Origin of the sequence: Kitasatospora sp. NPDC093102 (assembly GCF_040683915.1) — a bacterium.
GTDB lineage: Bacteria > Actinomycetota > Actinomycetes > Streptomycetales > Streptomycetaceae > Kitasatospora.
This window is the reverse complement of the sequence record NZ_JBFBFA010000038.1, coordinates 1-19,345: the sequence shown is the minus strand read 5'-3', so window position 1 is coordinate 19,345 and position 19,345 is coordinate 1. Positions and strand designations below refer to the sequence as shown.

Sequence of the window (19,345 nt, the reverse complement as noted above, 5' to 3'; positions counted from 1 at the left end):
GGCCTGGGTGGGAGGTGGCCGGTGGATGAACGGTCGGCACATCATGCCAATTACAAGGTGCGTCAATTCATCCCATCATTCTATGATGTCGCTCATGCCCGCAGCAGACACCACCGCCTCCAACCCGACCGAGACCCGGCGGCCGCCGACCGAGCGGCCCGCAGCCTCAGGCTCCGCCAAGTACCTGGGCTGGCTGTTCGCCGTCGCGATCGCCGCCGCAGCCTTCAACCTGCGCCCCGTGGTCACCAGCCTCGGGCCGCTGCTCGACCAGGTCCGTGCCGACCTGGGAATGAACCCGACCCTCGCCGGGCTGCTCACCGCCGTCCCGTCGCTGTGCTTCGCGCTGTTCGGCTTCGCCGCCCCGGCCGCGGCCCGCCGGATCGGCCCCATCGCGGTGGTCACGGCCGGCATGGGCGCGATCGCCGCGGGCGTGCTGGCCCGCTCCTTCGCGGGTGGCACCGCGGTCTTCCTGCTGCTGACCGCGCTCGCGCTGGCCGGCGTCGCAGTCTCCAACGTGCTGCTCCCGGTCGTGATCAAGCGCTACTTCCCGGAGAAGGTCGGTCCGATGATCGGCCTGTACTCCATGGCACTGTCCGCCGGCACCGCGCTGGCCGCCGCCGTCACCGTGCCGCTGACCAGCGCGTTCGGCGGCGACTGGCGATACGGCCTGGGTGTCTGGGCGGCGCTCGGCGCGCTCGCGCTGCTGCTCTGGCTGCCGGTGCTGATCGCCAAGCGCGAGCGCGGCGAGCGGGCGGGCGGCAACGCCGTCCCGGCCAAGCTGCCGATCACCCGCAGCCGTACGGCCTGGGCGCTGGCCGGCTTCTTCGGCCTCCAGGCCAGCGGTGCGTACATGGTGATGGGCTGGCTGCCGAAGATCTTCCAGGACGCCGGCGTCGACAAGGGCACCTCCGGCGTGCTGCTCGCGGTCACCATGGTGATCGGCGTGCCGGTCTCCTACGTCCTGCCCAACCTCGCCGCCCGCCGCGGTGACCAGCGGCCGTTCGTGGTCGTGCTGGCCTCGTGCGGCATCGCCGGCTACGCCGGGCTGGCGCTCGCCCCGGCCGGCGCGCCGTGGGTCTGGGCGGTCCTGGTGGGCCTGTCCAACTGCGCCTTCCCGCTGGTGCTGACGATGATCGGACTGCGCGCCCGGACGGCCGGCGGCGTCGCACAGCTGTCCGCCTTCGCCCAGGGGATCGGCTACCTGATCTCCGTTCCCGGTCTGCTCCTGATCGGCCGGATCTACGACGTCACCGGCCAGTGGTACTGGCCGCTGGGCTTCCTGGCCCTGCTGCTGGTGCCGCAGATGCTGTTCGGCCTGCGCGCGGCGCTGGCCCGGTACATCGAGGACGAGGCGGTGCACCCGGGGGAGCAGGCCAGGGCGTGACGCCCGACGGGGGCGTGTGACGCCGGGGGCCGGCCGCGGCGGTGAAGGGCGAGGACCGACGGGGAAGGTCAAGGCCTGGCCAAGGCGGTGGGGCCAGCGGACGGCGGGCGTGTTCGGGATGGGAGAATTCCGGACATGCCCGTTCTCGATCCCGATCCCACCGACGGCCGCAAGCAGCTCGGCCGCATCGCCCTCGCCTTCGGCGCCATCGTGGTGCTGGTGGCGGTCATCGCCACCGTCGCGGCCACGATGGGCTGAGGGATTCCCGTACGCCACCCGGTGCCCTGGTGAACGGGGCATCGTGAGACTCCTCGTCCCTCGGAGTGGTGGCATCCGGGAGCGTCGCGCCGCCGGGCCGCTTTTCTGCCAAGCTTGCTGGGTATGAGCGCCGACACGCCCCGCAGGATCATCGTTCTCCGCCATGCCAAGGCCGACTGGCCGAACGGCGTGGACGACCACGAGCGGCCGTTGGCCGACCGGGGCCGACACCAGGCTCCGGACGCCGGCCGCTGGCTGGTCGACTCCGGCATCAACCCCGACTACGTGCTCTGCTCCACCGCGCTGCGCACCCGCGAGACCTGGAAGCTGGCGGCGCACGAGCTGCCCAAGCGGTCCCGCAAGACGGTGTACGAGGACCGGGTCTACGAGGCCAGCCCCGGCGAGATCATCGCCGTGCTCCAGGAGACTCCGGAGGAGTTCTCGGACCTGGTTCTGGTCGGCCACAACCCGGGTGTGCTGGGTCTGACCCAGGTGCTGGCCGGGGACGCGGGCGACCGGGACGCGCTGGAGCGGCTGCGGCTCGGGGGCTTCCCGACGGCGGCGATCGCCGTGCTCAGCTTCAGCGGCTCCTGGAAGGGCGTCGAGCCGGGCGTGGCCGAGCTGGTCTCGTACTACACGCCGCAGGACTGATCCCGGGAACGTACGTGAGGGGCGCGCGGATTTGATCCGCGCGCCCCTCGTGTGCGTCCGAAGGCCCTCCTCGGGCGGGCCTCACTCCATCGGCCGTGGCCGGGCCGGCCCTTACTCGGGCGGGGTGCCGTGCAGCGCGTCGGCCGCCTCGACCTCCTCGCGGGTGATGCCCAGCAGGTACAGCACGGTGTCCAAGAACGGCACGTTCACCGCGGTGTCGGCGGCCTCGCGCACCACCGGCTTGGCGTTGAACGCCACCCCGAGGCCGGCCGCGTTCAGCATGTCCAGGTCGTTGGCGCCGTCGCCGATCGCCACCGTCTGCTCCAGCGGCACCTTCGCCTGCTCGGCGAAGCGGGCCAGCCAGCGGGCCTTGCCCGCCCGGTCCACGATCTCGCCGACCACCCGGCCGGTGAACCTGCCGTCCACCACCTCCAGGGTGTTCGCGGCCGCGAAGTCCAGCCCCAGCTGCTCCACCAGGTGGTCGGTGACCTGGGTGAAGCCGCCGGACACCACCGCGACCTGGTAGCCGAGGCGCTGGAGGGTACGGATCAGGGTGCGTGCGCCCGGCGTGAAGCGGACCTCGGCGCGGACCTTCTCCGTCACCGAGGCGTCCAGCCCGGCCAGCAGCGCCACCCGGGCCCGCAGCGACTCGGCGAAGTCCAGCTCGCCGCGCATCGCCGCCGCCGTCACCTCGGCGACCTTCTCCTCGCAGCCCGCGTGGGCGGCGAACAGCTCGATCACCTCGTCCTGGATGAGCGTGGAGTCGACGTCCATGACCACCAGGCGCTTGGCCCGGCGCTCCAATCCGGCCGCGACCACCGCGACGTCCACCCGTTGGGTGGCCGCCTCCTGGGCCAGCGCGGCCCGCAGCTCGTCGGTGGCGACACCGGAGACGGCCAGCTCGACCGCCGTCACCGGGTACTTGGCGAGCCTGAAGACACGGTCGATGTTGCCGCCGGAGGCGGTGATCCGGGAGGTGAGCGCGGAGACGGCAGCGGCCGTCAGCGGGTTGCCGAGCACCGTGACGTGCGAGCGGCCCTCACGGCGCGGCCGGTTGTCACCGATACCGGAGAGGATCTCGGCCTGGAGCTTCTGCTCGTCGGCCCAGCGGTGGACGGTGGCCCGCAGCCCACCCTCGGCGCCGGGTGCGGGGGGCGGGGTGACCAGGGCGCACAGCGTGATGCGGCCACGGGTGACGACCTGCTCGATGTCGATGACGTCGACGCCGAAGCCGGCCAGCGTCGTGAAGAGGCCGGCGGTGATGCCGGGGCGGTCCTTGCCGAACACCTTGACGAGCAGGGTGCGCTCGTCCGCGGTCCGGTGCTGGGCGGCGGGGAGGGGCTCAGCGGCCAGGGGCGATGCGTTCATGGTGCCTCCCACGCTACCCGGCGCCCGACGGCCCGGGGGCACCCGTCCCACCTCGCGGGACGCCATGGGTCAGGCTCGGTAGCAGCCTGGTCACAGTCACCCAGGCCGACTTTCATCGGCGGTCGGCGGGCTGGAATGATTCCCCCCGTCAATCACAGGAACATCGCACCCCTGGCCGGGGGCCACAATTCGGGGGAACCGAGAGAGCGGGGCAGGCGCGCAGTGCCGCAACTCGTCATTGAGATCAACGGACAGCAGCGGACTCTGGAGCCGGGGCGGTCCTACACCATCGGGCGCAACCCGCAGTCCGACTTCTCGTTCGAGGACGCCAGGGTGTCCTGGCAGCACGGGACCATCAGCTTCAACGGCAGCGGTTGGCAACTGGACGACCACGGCAGCACCAACGGAACGTACGTGGCCGGCGCCCGCACCATGCAGGCCCAGCTGTTCCCCGGTGCCGTGGTCAACCTGGGCAACCCGGAGAACGGCCCCCGGCTCGGCTTCTCCGCACCCGCGCACGCCGCTGCTCCGCAGGCCGCCCCGATGCACGAGGCCACCACCAGCCGTGGTCCGGTGCCCACGCCCCAGCAGCCCGCTCCGCAGCAGGGCTGGCCGCAGCACGACCCGTACCAGCAGCCGCAGCAGCAGGCCTGGTCGGGTCAGCCGCAGGCCCAGCCGCCGTTCCCGCAGCAGCAGTACGCGCCGCCGCAGGCCCAGCCGGCCCCGCAGCCGCAGCCCCAGCACGGTGGCTTCCCGCAGCAGCAGGGCTTCCAGGGCCCGCCGCAGCAGGGTGGCGACGGGCCGCAGCCGACCATCATCCGCAACCTGACGTCGGCGATGCGCACCGTCCGGATCGGTCGTGCGCTCGACAACGACATCGTGGTGTCCGACCTCCAGGTCTCCCGTCACCACGCCGAGCTGCGTCAGCTCCCGGACGGCCGCTATGAGATCGTCGACCTCGGCAGCCACAACGGCATCTTCCTCAACGGTCAGCGGGTGCAGCGTCAGCTGATGGGCCCGCAGGACCGGCTGACCGTCGGTCACTCCGGCTTCGTCCTGGTCGGCGACCAGCTCCAGGAGTTCGTCGACACCGGCGCGGTCTCCTTCTCCGCCCGCCACCTGACCGTCGAGGTCGAGCACAAGGGCGGCAAGAAGATCCTGCTCAACGACGTCAGCTTCGGCGTCCCGGAGAAGTCCCTGGTCGCGGTCATCGGCCCGTCCGGCTCCGGCAAGTCCACGCTGCTGCGCGCCCTCACCGGGTACCGTCCGGCCGACCGCGGCGAGGTCCTGTACGACGGCCGCAACCTCTACAAGCAGTTCGCCGAGCTCCGCTCGCGCATCGGCCTGGTGCCGCAGTCCGAGATCCTGCACCGCGAGCTCACCGTCCGAAAGGGCCTCAAGTACGCGGCCCGGCTGCGCTTCCCCGGCGACACCGAGGCGCGCGAGCGCGAGGCCCGGATCGACGAGGTGCTGTACGAGCTGCGCCTGGACAAGCGCGCCGACAACAAGATCACCGCGCTCTCCGGCGGCCAGCAGAAGCGTGTCTCGGTCGCCCTGGAGCTGCTGACAAAGCCCTCGCTGATCTTCCTGGACGAGCCCACCTCGGGCCTCGACCCGGGTATGGACCGTGAGGTCATGCAGATGCTGCGAGGTCTCGCCGACGACGGCCGCACCATCCTGGTCGTCACCCACTCGGTGGCCGAACTCGCACTGTGCGACCGGCTGCTCGTAATGGCGCCGGGCGGTTCGGTGGCCTACTTCGGCCCGCCGGACGAGGCGCTGCACTTCTTCGGGTACGAGACCTGGGCGGACGTCTTCCAGGCCTTCGAGAACTACCCGGACCACGACTGGGCCGGTCGCTACAGGGGCTCGGTGCACTACCAGCAGTACTCCGCACCCACCGTGGAGGCGGGCGAGGTGCAGCACGTCCAGGTCGCCCAGGAGGCCGTCAAGCCGCCGAAGCCGCAGAGCTGGGGCTCGCAGCTGTGGACCCTGATGCGCCGCTACATGTCGGTGCTCGCCTCGGACCGGGGCTTCCTGGCGCTGTCGGTGCTGCTGCCCGCGGTCATCGGCGCGGTCAGCGTGCTGATCCCCAACGAACCGGGGCTCGCTTCCAACCCGAAGACGCAGCTCCACCTCAACAGCGGGGCCGCCACGATCATTCTGATCCTGGCGATCGGCGCCTGCTTCTCCGGAGCGGCCAACTCGGTCCGAGAGTTGATCAAGGAACGGGCGATCTACGAGCGAGAACGAGCCACCGGGCTCTCCCGCTCGGCGTACATGATGTCCAAGATCATCGTGCTGGGCTTCTTCAGCGTGATCCAGGGCGCCATCATCTCCGCCGTCGGCTTCCTGCCGCGCAAGCTCCCCGAGCACGGCCTGATCGTCAAGAACCTGCCGATCATCGAGATGACCATCGGCATGATCCTGCTGAGCTTCGCTGCGATGATGTTCGGTCTGATGATCTCCGCGCTGGTGAAGACCGCCGAGAAGACCATGCCGCTACTGGTCATGTTCGCCATCGTCCAGGTCGTCTTCACCGGCTGCCTCTTCCAGATCTTCAGCAAGCCCGGTCTGGAGCAGGCCGCCTGGCTGATGCCGGCCCGCTGGGGCACCGGCGTCGTGTCCACCACGCTCGACCTGTCCATGCTCATGGGACCTTGGAACAAGGACTTCCAGAACCCCAACTACGACCCGCTCTGGAAGCACAGTGTCGCCCAGTGGGCGATCGACGCGGGCGTGCTGATCGCCATCTCGATCGTCATCGGCGTCCTCGTGACCCGGCTCCAGCGCCGGCACGAGCCCGAGGTCATGCAGAAGGGCTGACCCCTTCTCCGGCAGCAGGCCGAGAGGCGGCTCTCCCACTGGGGAGGGCCGCCCCTCGGCGTTCCGGGCGGTCTCCCGAGGCCCCGGACGGGCCCTGCGGCCTAGGTCCCCGGGCCTGGGCCCGGGGCGGCTGTGGGCGGACGCGGCGGTCGTCATGGCGGCGGTAGTTTGGCGGTATGCCCAGCACCACCGGAGACCACCGTGCCCACCGGGGCCTGCTGTCCGCCTGCGAACCGTGTCTGTCCGGGATCGAGGCCGTCAGCCAGGCGCTGCTCGCCATGAGCCGGCATTTGGAGGTCCGCGAGGTGCTGCGCCGCATCACCGCCTCCGCCCGGGGCCTGCTCGGCGCCGAGTACGCGGCCCTGGGCGTGCCCGACGACCACGGAGGCTTCGCCCAGTTCGTGGTCGACGGTGTCACCGACGAGCAGTGGCGAGCGATCGGCCCGCTGCCCCGGCAGCACGGCGTGCTCGCCGCGATGCTGCACGAGACCGGCCCCACCCGGCTCGTGGACGTCCGCAAAGCACCAGCCTTCGAAGGGTGGCCCGCGGCCCACCCCGACATGGACGCCTTTCTGGGCATGCCGATCCTGGACACCGAAGCGGCCGAGGACGAGCCCCAGGTGATGGGCGTCATCTTCCTCGCCAACAAACGCGGCGGGGGCCTCTTCACCGACCACGACGAGGAACTGCTGCGGATCCTCGCCGCACACGCCGCCCTCGCCCTTTCCAACGCCCGGCTGTACGAGCGCAGCCGCGAGCTCACACTGGCCGGCGAGCGTGCCCGGATCGCCCATGATCTGCACGACGCCGTCTCGCAGAAGCTCTTCTCGCTCCGGCTCACCGCCAAGGCGGCCGCCAAGCTCGTCGACCGCGACCCGGCCCGGGCACGCGCCGAGCTTGCCGAGGTCGCCCGGCTGGCCGCCGAGGCCGCCGACGAACTGCGCGCCGTCGTCGTGGAACTGCGTCCCGCCGCCCTGGAGGAGGACGGGCTGAGCGCCACCCTCGCCTCCCAGGTACAGGTCCTCGACCGGGCGCACACCGCCGATGTCGTCTTCGCCGCCGACGGCGTCCGGGCGCTGCCACCCGCCCAGGAGGCTGCGCTGCTGAGAGTCGCCCAGGAAGCGCTGCACAACGCACTGCGCCACTCCGGTGCCCGCCGGGTCACTGTCACCCTGGCCGGGACGCCTGCGCGCGGTGCGGTGCTGCGCGTGCACGACGACGGGCGCGGCTTCGATCCAGAGTCTGTCCGTCGGGCTGGCCGCCACCTCGGCCTGGCCTCGATGCGCGACCGTGCGGCCGCCGTCGGCGGCACGCTCACCCTGGAGTCGGCCCCCGGCCGGGGGACGCTCGTCGAGATGGAGGTCCCCGGTGCCTGAGAGCACACCGTCGATCCGTGTCCTGCTGGTCGACGACCACCAGGTGGTTCGACGCGGGCTGCGCACCTTCCTGGAAGTGCAGGACGACATCGAGGTGGTCGGGGAGGCCGCCGATGGGGCGGAGGGCGTCGAGCGGGCCCGTGAACTCGACCCCGACGTCGTCCTGATGGATCTCAAGATGCCCGGCGTCGACGGCATCGAGGCGCTGCGCACGCTCAAGGGGGAGGGCAGCCGCGCCCGGATCCTGATCGTCACCAGCTTCACCGAGCACCGCACGATGGTTCCCGCGCTGCGGGCCGGTGCGGCCGGGTACGTCTACAAGGATGTGGACCCGGAGGCGCTGGCCGGGGCGATCCGTTCGGTGCACGCCGGCCACGTTCTGCTCCAGCCCGAACTGGCCGAGGCTCTCCTTTCCGACGATGGCCCGCGCGCTCCACAGGGCCGCGGTGGCACGCTCACAGAGCGCGAGCGCGAAGTGCTCGGTCACATCGCCGATGGCCGCTCCAACCGGGAGATCGCCCGTAGCCTGCACCTCTCGGAGAAGACGGTGAAGACCCATGTGTCCAACATCCTCATGAAGCTGGACCTGGCCGACCGCACCCAGGCAGCACTCTGGGCCGTTCGCCACGGCGAGACCCGCGAGGGGTAGTGCGCTGGGGGCGTGGGGAGTTGGTGCGGACGCCGTGCGGATCGGCAGGTTTTCGGCCAGGACAGGCGTCAAACGGGGGTCCCGCATGTGCCGTTCGGCAGGGATGGTCGGAATTGGGGTGATGTGTAGTCAGTCGGCTGTGCCAGGCTGATCGCCGACACCGATCCCGAGGGAGGGGCGGATGAACGCGATGCGCAGTGAGTGCGGGCCTGTCGTACCGGCCCATGAGCTTGAGTTGACGTGCCGCATGTTCGATGAGCCTCCGATGTCCGGGTCTGGGTCGCAACCGATTGCCGAGGGCGAAAATCGAGGACGGGAGCTGGGTGGGCGCTTGTCCGGGGGCCAGGAGGTGAGAGTAGATATCCGCGCAGCCGAGGCCATCGAGCGTAGAGCGAGCTTGGTTCGGGAGACAGTCCGAGACCGGGAGGCCTACGGGCCTGAGTTGCTGAGGCGCCGGCTCCGGATGCGGCGCTGGCAGTTCAACCTGGCACGGGAACGTGAACTGATCCCAGAGCCGGACCTCGACAACGGCACCTGGTCGGCCCTCGTCGAGGTGCAGCTGAAGGCCCGTGCCGAGGAAATCATCCTCGCGCTGGGCGCTGTGCCGCCGGTGGGGGCGGCCAAAGCGGCCACGGTTCTGCGCCACACCACCGGTCTGTTGGTGATCGCCGAGGACGTCAGGCGGCTTGCCGCCGCAGGGGAGCTGCGCCCCTGCGGCGGATACCGAGGCTGGCCGACATACAGCCGGGAGGCCTTGGCGGCCGTCCCGCATGCCGCGGTGGAGCAGGTCGTCATGAAACGTATGCACAAGGCCGCGGCCACGGCACGGGCTGCGGTCGAGGCGCTGGAGCGGCGGCTTGCGGAGAGCTACTCGGAGGAGGAGGCAGCCGAAGTCCTGAGGCGGTCCCGGTGTCGGCTGGCAGCCGCTACGGCGCCGGGAGGCCCGACCGCCGGGCCCGACAGCAGGTACGAGCATGCCGAGGTAATCGCGCTCACCGTAGACCCCGGGAGCCGGCATCTCTCAGCGGTCGTCTCGCTCGTCGACGAGGGCGTTGTATGCGGCCACCTGGGCACGTCGGGCCGTGCGCCGCAGCGGGGCCAGGACGGACTGGCGGGCCGCCATCTCAGAGGCGCTGACGGCAGCGCCGTGGCTGCCGGAGGCGATGGTGAGCAAGGCGGACACCTGGCGGGCCGACTCCAGCACACGGACAGCCCGGGGCGGGTAGCCGGGGGCGAGCAGCTCGCTGTGCCCTCGACGGCGATAGACATCGAGGGCGCGCAGGGCCTCAGGCCCTGTGCCGGCCACGTCGAGGCGGGTGAGCATGAGGGTCGCCTCCCGCAGCCCGTCCGCCAGCTCACGTTCCGCCTCGTGCAGCGAGGGTACGTCCGCCGGCGGTGTGTCGCTGACCTCGGAACAGCGCCACAGCACGGTTGCCGAGCGGTCGCCGGCCGGGCCGTACACCTCCACCTCCGGCACCAGCCCGAGCGGTGCGCCCACGGCCAGGACGGCCTCACCCGCGCTCATGGCCTGCTCGTTGAAGGCCCTCGGGCCGGTCAATCCGAGCGGATGCCCGGCTGAGGGCAGAGCGAGACGCAGGCCCTTCACGCCGAGCACCCGCAGCCGCCCCAGCGCCCAGGTCAGCCCGTGCTGCTCGCCAGGCGCGTCACCGGGCAGCCCGGTAACCCGGTGGATCTCGTCCGCACCCAGGACAGCTTCAGCGGCGTCGTCCGGTGATACCAGACCCGCCAGCAGGGCGTTGCCCCAGGCGGTGAGCCGCCCCGAACGGGGCTCTTCGTACGGATTGTCGGCAGGAGTCGCGAGCATCCGGCCAGCCTACGGAATCGGCGGTCATCCGCGTGGCGTAGGTTTGCCCATGCGTGTGCGGCGCACCCACCCGTGCCCACCGGCTGCCGGAGTAGGCCCGCCGCCCGCACCGACGGCCGAGAATCTTGTTTTTGGGGAAGGCATAGGCATGAGCGACGTGCTGGAGCTGGTGGACGTATCCGTGGTCCGGGAGGGGCGTGCGCTGGTCGACCAGGTCTCGTGGTCCATCTCCGAGGGCGAGCGTTGGGTCATCCTGGGCCCGAACGGCGCCGGCAAGACCACGCTGTTGCAGATCGCCTCCTCGTACCTGTTCCCGACCTCGGGCAAGGTCACGGTGCTGGGTGAGAAGCTCGGCGAGATCGACGTCTTCGAGCTGCGTTCCCGGATCGGCCTGGCCGGCGCCGCCATGTTCGACAAGCTGCCGGCCGAGCAGACCGTGCTGCAGACCGTGCTCACCGCGGCCTACGGTATGACGGTCAGCTGGCAGGAGACCTACGAGCAGTCCGACGAGGGCCGCGCCCTCGCCCTGCTCGACCGCCTCGGCATGGCCAACCTCACCGGTCGCAAGTTCGGCACCCTCTCCGAGGGCGAGCGCAAGCGCACCCTGATCGCCCGCGCCCTGATGACCGACCCCGAGCTGCTGCTGCTCGACGAGCCCGCGGCCGGCCTCGACCTCGGCGGCCGCGAGGACCTGGTCCGCCGGCTCGGCGCGCTGGCCCAGGACGAGTTCGCCCCGGCCATGGCGATGGTCACCCACCACGTCGAGGAGATCGCCCCCGGCTTCACCCACGTCCTGATGATCCGCCAGGGCAAGGTGCTCACCGCGGGCCCGATCGACACCGAGCTGACCGCCCGTAACCTCTCCAAGTGCTTCGGCCTGCCGCTCACGCTGGAGCGCCACGGGGACCGCTGGTCGGCCCAGGGACTGCCGCTGGGCTGAGCCCCCGTCCGCCCCGTCGCGGCGCTCTACTCCTCCATCACTCGGAAGGCCGTCGGGACCGGTCGCACGCGCGACCGGTTTCCGCCCCTCGACCTGCGGGAACTGTCCCCCGAAGGCCCTTCGCTCCCTAGGATGGACGTGTGGACAGCTGGATCTGGTGGTTCCTGGCCGCCGCGGCCCTCGGCATACCGCTGGTGCTCACCGCGGTGCCGGAGTTCGCCATGTTCGCGATCGGCGCGCTGGTGGCCGCAGTGGTGGCCGCGCTGGGCGGGGGAGCGATCCCCCAGACCCTGACCTTCATCGCGGTCTCGGTCGGGCTGCTGGTCTTCGTCCGCCCCATCGCCCGCCGGCAGCTGCAGAAGGGCCCGCAGGTCAAGATGGGCATCGAGGCGCTCCAGGGCGCCACCGCGGTCGTCGCGGAAACCGTCGACGGGGAGGGCGGCCGGATCAAGCTGAACGGCGAGATCTGGTCGGCTCGCGCGCTCAACCCGGACAGTGTGTACCAGCCGGGCCAGAAGGTCGACGTCGTCGAAATCCAGGGCGCGACCGCCCTGGTCGTCTAGGGGAGAGTCCGTGGAACCCGTCCTTATCGTTTTGGTCGTCCTGGTCGTGGTGGCCTTCATCGCGCTGATCAAGACGATCCAGGTCATCCCGCAGGCCAGCGCCGCGATCGTGGAGCGCTTCGGCCGCTACACCCGGACGCTCAACGCAGGGCTGAACATCGTCGTCCCGTTCATCGACCGGGTCCGCAACCGGATCGACCTGCGCGAGCAGGTCGTGCCGTTCCCCCCGCAGCCGGTGATCACCCAGGACAACCTGGTCGTCAACATCGACACCGTCATCTACTACCAGGTGACCGACCCCCGCGCCGCGACGTACGAGGTCGCCAGCTACATCCAGGCGATCGAGCAGCTGACCGTCACCACGCTGCGCAACATCATCGGCTCGATGGACCTGGAGTCCACCCTGACCTCGCGCGAGGTCATCAACGCCGGCCTGCGCGGCGTCCTGGACGAGGCCACCGGCAAGTGGGGCATCCGGGTCAACCGCGTCGAGCTGAAGGCGATCGAGCCGCCGACCTCCATCCAGGACTCGATGGAGAAGCAGATGCGCGCCGACCGGGACAAGCGCGCCGCGATCCTCACCGCCGAAGGCCAGCGCCAGGCCCAGATCCTCAAGGCCGAGGGTGAGAAGCAGGCCGAGGTGCTCAAGGCCGAGGGTGAGGCGCAGGCCGCGGTCCTGCGCGCGGACGGTGAGGCGGCCGCGATCCGAACGGTCTTCGAAGCCATCCACGACGGCGACGCCGACCAGAAGCTGCTCGCCTACCAGTACCTCCAGACCCTGCCCGAACTGGCCAAGGGCGACTCCAACAAGCTCTGGATCATCCCCAGCGAGGTAGGCGACGCGCTCAAGGGCCTCGGCGGCGCCTTCACCGGTCTGACCGGCAACGGCGGGGTGAACGGCGGCGCGGTCGCGGCGCCCAGCGTTCCGCAGGCGGCCCCCGCGGCCACCCAGGTGCCGCTGGACCCGGCGTCCGGCCCGCGGCCGGTGGACACCGAGAAGGGCGCCGCCCGTCCCCGGGTGGACCCGGCGCGGGAGTACCCGAAGATCGACCCGGAGTGATCGGTCGAATCGTGCTTCGCCGTGGGCCCGCTGCCAAGAGGTGGCGGGCCCACGGCCTTTCGCGGTACCGAATCGCGCGTACCGGGCGTTGTGGCGTGCGTCCCGAATAGTGGGCGGGTCTGGTCGGCCCGCAAGGCCGTCCGGCATGATCCCCTCGGACAGGACCGAGAGGAGAGGTGACCCATGACGCTCTGGGAGTCGATCGCCGTCCTGGTGGCCGGCATCGGCGCCGGGATGATCAATGTGATCGTCGGTTCCGGCACCCTGATCACCTTCCCGGTCCTGCTCGCCGTGGGTATTCCGCCGGTCACCGCCAACGTCTCCAACTCCTTCGGTCTGGTCCCCGGCTCGCTCAGCGGCGTGATCGGGTACCGCCGCGAACTGGTCGGCCAAGGCCGCCGCGTGCTGCGCATGGGCATCGCTTCACTGCTCGGCGGGCTGGTCGGCGCGCTGCTGTTGATCAAGCTGCCGAGCGGGGCCTTCGACGCGATCGTCCCGGCGCTGATCCTGCTCGCGCTCGTCCTGGTGGTGATCCAGCCCCGGGTGGCCAGGGCCGTCGCCGCCCGTCGCCGCCCCGGCGGCGATCCGGACGGCAGCCCGGTGCTGCTGGTCGGGGTGTTCCTGACCGGCATCTACGGCGGTTACTTCGGCGCCGCGCAGGGCGTGCTGCTGATGGCGCTGATGGGCATGCTGCTCCAGGACGACCTCCAGCGAATCAATGCGGTGAAGAACGCCCTGGCGATGATCGTCAACGCAGTCGCCGCGCTCTTCTTCCTCTTCACGTCGACCGTGAACTGGGCCGCCGCCGGTCTGATCGCGGCGGGCTCGCTGGTCGGAGGACTGCTCGGCGCCAAGGTCGGCCGCCGCCTCCCGCCGACCGTGCTGCGCGGTGTCATCGTGGTGGTCGGTCTCGTGGCCGTCACCAAGCTGTTGCTGAGTTGAACGAACGTCAGACCGTGTGCAGGTCGAAGGAGTGCGCCATGGCCCTGGAGATGCGTGAGAGCTGCGAGCGCTGCGCGGTGTCGCTGAGCGCAGACGGCCGCGCCTCGATATGTTCCTACGAGTGCACCTTCTGCCCGGACTGCACCGAGGCTATGGCCGCCGCCTGCCCCAACTGCGACGGCGAGCTCGTGGCCCGTCCGCGTCGGAAGGCCGCCTGACACCGGAACCCCGGACATTCCGGAAGCCCGGCACCCCCGACCCACCAGGAGCGCGGCGATGACCAGCAGGGCACGGCTGAACGAGGACGAGATCACGGCGGCCCTGGCGGCGCTGCCCCAGTGGACGCGAGCGGGCGACAGCATCGCCCGCAGCGCCGACGCCCCGGACTTCCCGGCGGCGATCCGGGTGGTCGTCGCCGTCTCCGAGCAGGCCGAGGCGCTCGACCACCACCCGGACATCGACATCCGCTGGCGCACCCTGCGCTTCGTCCTGTCCACCCACAGCGCCGGCGGCCTCACCGGGCTGGACTTCACCCTCGCCGCCCGGATCGACGGGGCCCTGCGTGCCGAGTCGGCAGCCTGACGCGGCGCCACCGAGAATCCCGGGACCGTACGACCGAGGGCCCGGGCCACGTCACCGGGCGGGCGTGAGATGCTGACTGGCGCATCGGCAGGCAGGTGGCTCGGGAGGGACGGAACGGATGGCGCAGGAGCCTTTCGGAGACGCCCACTCCCAGCAGCCGTGGTTGCCCCCGGGCCACTCGGACTGGCAGAACGGCGGGTACGGCGGGTACTCCGAGCAGCAGCAGACGCCGCAGCAGCCGTCGCAGTGGCAGCCGCAGCCGGACTACGCCTCGGCCGAGTACGGGCAGCAGCAGCCGCAGTTCGGCCAGGGTGCTCACGGGCACACCGGCTATGACCAGAGCGGGTACCACCAGAGCGGGTACGGCCCGGCCGGCTATGGCGAGGGCGGCTACGTCCAGGGCCAGTACGGCGGACAGGAGCAGTACCAGCCGTATCCGCAGTACCCGGATCACGCGCAGCAGCATCAGGCGTACGCGACGTACGCCACCACGCAGCAGCCCGCCGAGGAGGGGCTGTACGTCCCGGCGGGGGCGGAGTTCTCGGCGGACGGCTACGTACACGTCGAGGAGACCGAGCCGACGCCCGCGCTCGTCCCCGAGAAGCCCGCGGAGACTTCTCCGGAGCAGGCTCCCGGGCCGCAGGCCGGGACCGCCGCGCCGTCGCGGGCCGCCGCCCGTCGGAGTGCCGGCGGCGGTTCCGGTGTTGGGGCGGGCTCCGGCTCCTCGCTCTCGGCCAGGGCCCGGAAGGCCGCCGACGCGGTGCTGACAGGGGAACACGTGCCCAGCCGCAAGGCCCTGCTGGTGCGGACCGGCGCCGGGGTGGTCGCGCTGGGAGTGCTGGTGGCGGCCGGGCTGATGGTCGGCACCGAGGGCGGTGGCAGTGCGGCGGCGAGCAGCGGCGGTGAGCCGGGCTTCGCGGTGGCGCACACCCGGGCGTGGGCCGCGCAGCCCGTCGCGGCCGGTTCCTCCGCGGGCGACGACACGCTGATCGGCAGCTGGCTGCTGGCCGACGTGGTGGTCCGGGCCGATGGCTCCGGAGTGCATGCGTACGACCGGGCGGGTGGCAAGCCGACCTGGTCGGTGGAACCGCCGGCCGCCGGGGCCGTTCCGTGCGGGCTGTCGGCGGGGGTGAACCAGGCGGGCCTGGGCGCGGCGCTGTTCCGTCCGCAGCCCGATCCGAAGAGCCCCTGCACGCTGGTGGCCGCGGTGGACAGCAAGACCGGCAAGACCGCGTGGACCAAAGCCCTCTCGGACACCAAGGGCGGCTACTCGGCCCGGGTCGGCGTTACCGAGGACAAGGTGGTCGCCGTCGGCGACGACCGGGCGCTGGCCTGGGAGTCGGCCGACGGGAAGGACGTCTGGCAGTACACCGGGCAGGGCAAGTTCTGCACCCTGTCCGGCGGTGTCAGCGGCAAGACCGTGCTCGTCGCCTCCTCCTGCGCCGACTCGACCCCCGCCGACCAGGCCGTGGCGCTGAACATCGCGGACGGCAAGGTCGGCTGGTGGCGGGGCCTGAACAACCAGCCGAAGACGGTGACCGTGCTGTCCGCCGAGCCGTCCGTGGTCCTCACCACCGGGGAGAAGCCCGAGGACGACCGGGTGTTCGCCTGGGGCACGGGCGGCGACCCGGCGGCCGAGATCCCGGTGGCCGTCGACGGCGGTCGGCTGGACGTCGTCCACGGTGTGTTTTCGGCTACTCCCGGCGTGTACTTCGAGGGCCGCACGATGGTCACCACCCTGGCCCCGCCGAACGGCGGCGGGCCGGTGGCCGCCGTCGGCTACGACCTGGACACCGGCAAGCAGCGCTGGAAGGTGCCGACCGCCGCCAAGGGCGCCGTCCGGGCGGTCGGCATCGACGGCGGGTCGCTGGTGCTGGCCGCCGACGAACGCCGCGACCAGCCCGCCCGACTCAGCCGGTTCCCGCTGGCGGGCGGTCAGGAGGCGACCGGCGGCAACTTCCCGCCCGGTACCGGCTCGCTGCTGATCTCCGGACGGGTGCTGATCGGCGGCGGGCAGGTGGTCGTGGTACCCGAGCACTCGACCAACTACGGCACGGCGGCGGGGTACAAGGCGAAGGACTGAGGCCTTCTGCCCTGGTCCACGCCCGTGCCGTCCCCACCCGCCGTCGTCCTGACGCTGAGAGTTTCCTCAGGTTGAGAGCGTCCTCGATCCCGGGAACCGCATCACGCCGCGGAGACGGGCCGGCCCGGTACGGTCGGCAGCCAGTCGGCGAGGTCCCGGACCTCCGAGCTGCGCAGACCGAGCGCCAGCATCAGGCTGGCCTGCGGCGTGGGCACGAACGGGCGGCGCAGTAGCTTCATCCCGGCCTGCTCCGGCGTACGGTCCGCCTTGCGCTGGTTGTCCTCCGCGCACGCGGCCACGGTGTTCATCCAGCTGTCGGCACCACCGCGCGACCTGGGCTGGAGGTGGTCCACCGTAGTGGCCCGCCGGCCGCAGTACGCGCACAGGTGCTGGTCCCGGGCCAGTACGCCCCGCCGCGACCACGGAGCCTGTTGTCGGAATGGCACCCGTACGTACCGTTGCAGTCTGATCACCCGCGGCACCGGGACGGCCACACCCGTCCCCCGGATCGAGCGCAGCGGATGTGCCTGCTCCACCACCGCCTTGTCCTGGAGCACCAGGACGACGGCGCGCTGGAGCGACACCGTTGTCAGGGGCTCGTAGCTCGCGTTCAGAACCAGCGTGTTGCGCACTCGGCACACCCTTCCCGCGGGCGTGCCACGGCGGCACGACCGTCTCCACACACGTCACTGCCGCCGCACGGCGGTGGAACCACTCTGAATGGGCCCGCAGCCGTCGAACAACGGAATTTCCGGTATCGGGGAGGGGCCCGCGAGGGCGGGCCGCCGGACCCGGTGGGGTGCCTCGGGGAAAACTCGCTGGCCGGAACCGCGTAGGCTCTAACAGGCTGGAGTCGTACCGACCCGGGGCCCGACCGAATCGGGCCGGCACCGGGCGGACGCCCGATCGAAGGAGAAGCGTGACCGTGACGGACATCGTCGACGAGCTGCGGTGGCGAGGGTTGATCGCCCTGTCCACTGACGAGGACGCACTGCGCAAGGCGTTCGCGGACGGCCCGGTCACGTTCTATTGCGGCTTCGACCCGACGGCCCCCAGCCTGCACCTCGGCAACCTGGTGCAGATCCTCACCATGCGCCGCATCCAGCAGGCGGGAAACCTCCCGCTCGGCCTGGTCGGTGGTGCCACGGGCCTGATCGGCGACCCGAAGCCCACTGCCGAGCGGGTGCTCAACGATCCCGAGACGGTGGCCGGTTGGGTCGAGCGCCTGCGGGGCCAGATCTCGCGCTTCCTCGACTTCGAGGGCCCGTACGCGGCGCGGATGGTCAACAACCTGGACTGGACGTCCGGGATGTCGGCGATCAGCCTGCTGCGTGACGTGGGAAAGTACTTCCGGGTCAACAACATGATCGCCAAGGAGGCCGTCGCCCGACGGCTCAACTCCGACGCGGGCATCAGCTACACCGAGTTCAGCTACCAGATCCTCCAGGGCATGGACTACCTGGAGCTGAACCGCCGCTACGGCTGCGCCCTGCAGACCGGTGGCAGCGACCAGTGGGGCAACCTGACCGCCGGCACGGACCTGATCCGCAAGGCCGACGGCAAGTCCGTCCACGCGCTGGCCACTCCGCTGATCGTCAAGGCCGACGGCACCAAGTTCGGCAAGACCGAATCCGGCACGGTCTGGCTCGACCCCGAGCTGACCACCCCGTACGCCTTCTACCAGTTCTGGCTGAACGCGGACGACCGGGACGTCCCCAACTTCCTGCGGATCTTCAGCTTCCGCTCGAAGGAGGAGATCGAGGAACTGGAGCGCGAGACCACCGAGCGCCCCGCCGCCCGCCTCGCCCAGCGTGCCCTCGCCGAGGAGCTCACCACCCTGGTGCACGGCGTGGAGCAGTACGAGCGCGCGGTCGCTGCGTCCAAGGCGCTGTTCGGTCAGGGCGACCTCGCCGACCTCGAGCCCGCGACCCTGGCCGCCGCCCTGGCCGAGGTCCCGAAGGCGGAGGTGTCCGAACTCCAGACGGTGGTCGACCTGCTGGTCGCCGTCGGCCTGTCGCCGAGCCGCTCGGCCGCCCGCCGGACGATCAAGGAGGGCGGTGCCTACCTCAACAACGTCAAGGTGACGGACGAGGAGGCGGTGCCGACCGAGGCCGACCTGCTGCACGGCCGCTGGCTCGTGTTGCGGCGGGGCAAGCGGAACCTGGCGGCGGCGAAGCTGGTTGCCGCCGGCTGATGGGTCTACGGACCGGTCGGCCCTAGGCCAGGCTGAAAGTACACCCGCTCTGAGCTGCGGCTTTGAGTCCCGAGGGCCGGATCTGGACAGATCCGGCCCTCGACGTTTGACGATGTCGGCCAGGTGGCCTAGTGTTGAACGAGTCGCTGGAGCGGCAGCCTCACTCAGCGCGACCCACTCTCACTCTGGTCCCCATGAAAATGGGCACTTCGGCGTTCCCGCCAATCAGGTGAGTGTGAATTTCGAGTAACACTCGGAATGCGCTAATGTGGTGGATGTCGCGAAAAGCGGGCCCGACCAGTTCGGGAAGTTGGATGAATGAAACTCCGGAAAACGGAGCAGAAAACATCTGATAAGCTGGAAACACGAAAGAACGAAGCCCGGAGGGTCCGCTGGAAGGCGGTCCGAAGGAAGTGTCCGTTCCTTGAGAACTCAACAGCGTGCCAAAAGTCAACGCCAGATATGTTGACATCCCCGGCCTCAGATTTTCTGGGGTTGGAGATTCCTTTTGAAATAACACTAGCGAGGACGCAGTGCGCGGGGCCGCCTTATTCCGGTGGTTGCCGTGCCGCTCAACGCGGGTGTCGACCGGCGCTTTTAATTAAGCACTGCCGGGTAAACATTCACGGAGAGTTTGATCCTGG

At 70.7% G+C, this 19,345-nt stretch carries 17 protein-coding genes; 14 read left to right on the top strand and 3 right to left on the bottom strand.

The window, feature by feature from the left end; translation table 11 throughout:
• The first annotated feature begins 85 nt into the window (after positions 1-85).
• The 3 genes from AB0O11_RS31120 to AB0O11_RS31110 all read left to right on the top strand — a co-directional run bounded on the left by AB0O11_RS31120 (position 86) and on the right by AB0O11_RS31110 (position 2,293).
• Positions 86-1,384 (top strand): MFS transporter, encoded by a 1,299-nt coding sequence (locus AB0O11_RS31120; RefSeq protein ID WP_363393759.1) that lies wholly within the window; start codon positions 86-88, stop codon positions 1,382-1,384.
• A gap of 135 nt (positions 1,385-1,519) precedes the next feature.
• Complete coding sequence (locus tag AB0O11_RS31115) at positions 1,520-1,642, top strand: SGM_5486 family transporter-associated protein (protein WP_363393665.1); 123 nt, start codon at positions 1,520-1,522, stop codon at positions 1,640-1,642.
• Between the two features lie 123 nt (positions 1,643-1,765).
• Positions 1,766-2,293, top strand: a complete 528-nt coding sequence (locus AB0O11_RS31110) for a histidine phosphatase family protein (RefSeq protein ID WP_363393663.1) — start codon at positions 1,766-1,768, stop codon at positions 2,291-2,293.
• A gap of 111 nt (positions 2,294-2,404) precedes the next feature.
• Here the strand turns inward: AB0O11_RS31110 and serB are convergent, their stop codons facing one another.
• Positions 2,405-3,661 (bottom strand): phosphoserine phosphatase SerB, encoded by a 1,257-nt coding sequence (serB, locus tag AB0O11_RS31105; RefSeq protein ID WP_363393661.1) that lies wholly within the window; start codon positions 3,659-3,661, stop codon positions 2,405-2,407.
• A 222-nt stretch (positions 3,662-3,883) separates the two neighbouring features.
• On the opposite strand from serB, the gene AB0O11_RS31100 reads away from it, so the two are divergent.
• From AB0O11_RS31100 to AB0O11_RS31090, 3 genes are all read left to right on the top strand, one after another.
• Positions 3,884-6,487, top strand: a complete 2,604-nt coding sequence (locus tag AB0O11_RS31100; protein ID WP_363393659.1) for an FHA domain-containing protein — start codon at positions 3,884-3,886, stop codon at positions 6,485-6,487.
• Between the two features lie 278 nt (positions 6,488-6,765).
• Positions 6,766-7,863: a GAF domain-containing sensor histidine kinase gene (locus tag AB0O11_RS31095; protein WP_363393757.1), complete on the top strand. Its 1,098-nt coding sequence runs from the start codon at positions 6,766-6,768 to the stop codon at positions 7,861-7,863.
• Positions 7,856-8,512, top strand: a complete 657-nt coding sequence (locus tag AB0O11_RS31090) for a response regulator transcription factor (protein ID WP_363393657.1) — start codon at positions 7,856-7,858, stop codon at positions 8,510-8,512. Before AB0O11_RS31095 ends, AB0O11_RS31090 begins: the two co-directional genes overlap by 8 nt.
• Positions 8,513-9,533: 1,021 nt before the next feature.
• On the opposite strand, the gene AB0O11_RS31085 is transcribed toward AB0O11_RS31090, so the two are convergent.
• Entirely contained in the window at positions 9,534-10,337 is an 804-nt protein-coding gene (locus AB0O11_RS31085; protein WP_363393655.1) for a hypothetical protein, read from the bottom strand.
• 148 nt (positions 10,338-10,485) lie between these two features.
• Here AB0O11_RS31085 and AB0O11_RS31080 point away from each other — a divergent pair, with 148 nt between their 5' ends.
• From AB0O11_RS31080 to AB0O11_RS31050, 7 genes are all read left to right on the top strand, one after another.
• Positions 10,486-11,277 carry an ABC transporter ATP-binding protein gene (locus tag AB0O11_RS31080; protein ID WP_363393653.1) on the top strand — a complete coding sequence of 264 codons (792 nt, stop codon included), beginning with the start codon at positions 10,486-10,488 and terminating at the stop codon, positions 11,275-11,277.
• A 140-nt stretch (positions 11,278-11,417) separates the two neighbouring features.
• Complete coding sequence (locus AB0O11_RS31075) at positions 11,418-11,840, top strand: NfeD family protein (RefSeq protein ID WP_363393651.1); 423 nt, start codon at positions 11,418-11,420, stop codon at positions 11,838-11,840.
• 10 nt (positions 11,841-11,850) lie between these two features.
• Entirely contained in the window at positions 11,851-12,900 is a 1,050-nt protein-coding gene (locus AB0O11_RS31070; protein WP_316526943.1) for an SPFH domain-containing protein, read from the top strand.
• A 183-nt stretch (positions 12,901-13,083) separates the two neighbouring features.
• On the top strand, positions 13,084-13,842 hold the full coding sequence (locus AB0O11_RS31065; protein ID WP_363393649.1) for a sulfite exporter TauE/SafE family protein: 759 nt from the start codon (positions 13,084-13,086) through the stop codon (positions 13,840-13,842).
• Between the two features lie 38 nt (positions 13,843-13,880).
• On the top strand, positions 13,881-14,060 hold the full coding sequence (locus AB0O11_RS31060; protein ID WP_363393647.1) for a DUF1272 domain-containing protein: 180 nt from the start codon (positions 13,881-13,883) through the stop codon (positions 14,058-14,060).
• 58 nt (positions 14,061-14,118) lie between these two features.
• Complete coding sequence (locus AB0O11_RS31055; protein ID WP_363393645.1) at positions 14,119-14,424, top strand: 4a-hydroxytetrahydrobiopterin dehydratase; 306 nt, start codon at positions 14,119-14,121, stop codon at positions 14,422-14,424.
• Positions 14,425-14,542: 118 nt separating this feature from the next.
• The gene (locus tag AB0O11_RS31050; RefSeq protein ID WP_363393643.1) at positions 14,543-16,507 is read left to right on the top strand and encodes a PQQ-binding-like beta-propeller repeat protein; all 1,965 of its coding nucleotides are present in this window, start codon (positions 14,543-14,545) and stop codon (positions 16,505-16,507) included.
• A gap of 101 nt (positions 16,508-16,608) precedes the next feature.
• Here the strand turns inward: AB0O11_RS31050 and AB0O11_RS31045 are convergent, their stop codons facing one another.
• Entirely contained in the window at positions 16,609-17,139 is a 531-nt protein-coding gene (locus tag AB0O11_RS31045) for an HNH endonuclease (RefSeq protein WP_363393641.1), read from the bottom strand.
• A gap of 293 nt (positions 17,140-17,432) precedes the next feature.
• Between AB0O11_RS31045 and tyrS the strand changes: the two genes are divergently transcribed.
• Positions 17,433-18,701: a tyrosine--tRNA ligase gene (tyrS, locus tag AB0O11_RS31040; RefSeq protein ID WP_363393755.1), complete on the top strand. Its 1,269-nt coding sequence runs from the start codon at positions 17,433-17,435 to the stop codon at positions 18,699-18,701.
• Positions 18,702-19,345 lie beyond the last annotated feature (644 nt).

Excerpts from the sequence above, each read along its gene's own strand:
- AB0O11_RS31085 (WP_363393655.1), bottom strand. The coding sequence starts at position 10,337 with ATGCTCGCGACTCCTGCCGACAATCCGTACGAAGAGCCCCGTTCGGGG.
- serB (WP_363393661.1), bottom strand. The coding sequence starts at position 3,661 with ATGAACGCATCGCCCCTGGCCGCTGAGCCCCTCCCCGCCGCCCAGCAC.
- AB0O11_RS31055 (WP_363393645.1), top strand. The coding sequence starts at position 14,119 with ATGACCAGCAGGGCACGGCTGAACGAGGACGAGATCACGGCGGCCCTG.
- AB0O11_RS31115 (WP_363393665.1), top strand. The coding sequence starts at position 1,520 with ATGCCCGTTCTCGATCCCGATCCCACCGACGGCCGCAAGCAGCTCGGC.
- AB0O11_RS31050 (WP_363393643.1), top strand. The coding sequence starts at position 14,543 with ATGGCGCAGGAGCCTTTCGGAGACGCCCACTCCCAGCAGCCGTGGTTG.
- AB0O11_RS31060 (WP_363393647.1), top strand. The coding sequence starts at position 13,881 with ATGGCCCTGGAGATGCGTGAGAGCTGCGAGCGCTGCGCGGTGTCGCTG.
- AB0O11_RS31095 (WP_363393757.1), top strand. The coding sequence starts at position 6,766 with ATGAGCCGGCATTTGGAGGTCCGCGAGGTGCTGCGCCGCATCACCGCC.
- AB0O11_RS31120 (WP_363393759.1), top strand. The coding sequence starts at position 86 with ATGTCGCTCATGCCCGCAGCAGACACCACCGCCTCCAACCCGACCGAG.
- AB0O11_RS31110 (WP_363393663.1), top strand. The coding sequence starts at position 1,766 with ATGAGCGCCGACACGCCCCGCAGGATCATCGTTCTCCGCCATGCCAAG.
- AB0O11_RS31065 (WP_363393649.1), top strand. The coding sequence starts at position 13,084 with ATGACGCTCTGGGAGTCGATCGCCGTCCTGGTGGCCGGCATCGGCGCC.
- AB0O11_RS31080 (WP_363393653.1), top strand. The coding sequence starts at position 10,486 with ATGAGCGACGTGCTGGAGCTGGTGGACGTATCCGTGGTCCGGGAGGGG.